General features: G+C 40.2%; 1 protein-coding gene and 1 pseudogene. Both read left to right on the top strand.

Going from position 1 to position 1981, the window contains the following annotated elements:
• Positions 1-686 (top strand): annotated as a pseudogene (locus B5X53_RS19100) (hypothetical protein); the annotation flags it as partial.
• Between the two features lies 1 nt (position 687).
• Positions 688-1981 (top strand): LamG domain-containing protein (locus B5X53_RS18780; RefSeq protein WP_143533295.1); only part of this gene is annotated, 1294 nt, incomplete at its 3' end.

The raw sequence follows: 1981 nt of genomic DNA, 5'->3' as shown, positions 1-1981 counted from the left end.
CAAACAAACATTTACCGGGTCTTCCGAGTGCTAAAACGATCGCCCGTGAAGGGTATAGCCTATCGGAAATGGATAAGCTCCTTCTGGAGAAAGTAGAGGAGCTCACCCTGTACATTATTGACCAGGAGTCCGAGCTAGAGAGTTTATCCGGGGAGTTGGGAGTTATACTACCGGTAGCGGATGAAGAAGTTGCTTCAGGTAAAACTGTTTATAAAAGCCATAACGTGGATATTGAATCCTATCTCAATGCACCTATCCAAAAAGAGGGACGTATTTTTCCAGATATGACCTCTCATCGAAGTATAGAAGCTTCTACAGAAGCTTTATGTGATGTAATTTCCTGTGACGGGGAAGGAGTTGGAATTGGGGCAGATCCGGTAGCAGGGTACCGTCTTGCGGTCTCCGGCGGCATTTTAACCGATGACATCCAGGTGGCCTCGGTGGCTAACTGGCCTGACTATGTCTTTGAGGCGGACTATAAGCTACGGGATCTTTTGAGCCTTTCGGCCTATATAGAAAGGGAAGGGCACCTGCCCAGAGTTCCAAAAGCCGAGCTTGTGGAACAGGAAGGTTACCGGTTAGAGATTATGGATGGCTTGCTATTGGAGAAGATCGAGGTTTTATTTTTGTACGTAATTAATCAAGAAAAGCAACTGGACCGATTAGAAATTTTAAAAAAGCTATAGGATGAATAGAGTCGTTTTATTAATTATTATTTTTTTTCTCTCTGAGACTACATTAGCTCAAAATCTGGAAAGTGGACTAATAGGCCATTGGAAATTGGATAATAATGCTATTGATCAAAGTATTAATAGTAATCACGGAATGATTGTTAATGCAGAGTCAGCTATAAATAGATTTGGCCACCCTAATAGTGCTCTATATTTCAAAGATAATGGGTATGTACATTTTGGAAATGTTTTGAATTTAGGACTAAAGGATTTTAGTATTTCTGGATGGTTTAATCTTGATGAGAATGCCTATATCAAAGGGGAAATGTCAATGATTTCCAAGATTGATATGCCATCTGAGAATAAATATGCTGCAGGAATTTTTAATAGTCGATTTGCCATTGTATTTGGCAATAAGATTCTATACTGTAGAGATGACCAATTTGTACTGGAAAAAGGGGTGTGGTATCATTTTACAGCTACCTTTGATAGGGATAACCTTTTGAGTATTTACCTTAATGGTGAAGTTATTTGTCAGGAAGATATTACTATATGGGAAAATGTAAATTTGTCGGAAGGAGGGGATCTAAGAATTGGCGAATATAGTGGTCACAGAAGGCATTTTTATGGAATATTAGATGAATTCAGAATGTATGATCGGATTCTTTCTTCCGTCGAAGTATCTTTGTTGTATAATGAAGAAGAAAACATTAATTGCTCTCTACTTAACGAAAATCAATCAGGTCAAATTGAAGTGGGGGATGGAGAAGGCTTTTCAGATAATTTGCTTTCCGTGGCGGGAACTGTTTTGTCTGATAGTATTCGAATCGCTCAAGTAACAAACTGGCCTGACTATGTATTCTCGGAAACTTACGACCTCTTGGATTTAGAAGATGTGGCTTCTTATATCAAGGAACAGGGTCATTTACCAGGTTTGCCTTCTGCAGAAGAGGTGTTATCTGATGGCATTTCATTGAAACATATGGATAAGACTAATTTGAAAAAGATAGAAGAGCTTAGTTTGTACCTGTTGGATCAGCATGCTAGAATGGAAAGCTTACGTAGTGGGAACGTCCAAAAAGCCTCCGTCCTTGCTAAGCGTGCAGATAAGGAAAGTACCTTTAATATTATTTTAGATCAATCCGGGATAGCGGAAGGTCAGGGCCACCTAAAGACACTCTCCAGTGACAGTCTTTCTACGGGTACTATGTACTGCGATGGAGACAATGTAGGGATTGGTGTTGTCCAAACCTCCGGTTACCGTTTGGCAGTTGCTGGTGGTATCCTTTCCGAAGGGGTGAAGGTCTCGA

This window comes from Salegentibacter salinarum (genome assembly GCF_900168115.1).
Lineage (GTDB): Bacteria > Bacteroidota > Bacteroidia > Flavobacteriales > Flavobacteriaceae > Salegentibacter > Salegentibacter salinarum.
Note: the sequence above shows the minus strand (reverse complement) of the source record. Positions and strands in the feature narration are given on the sequence as shown.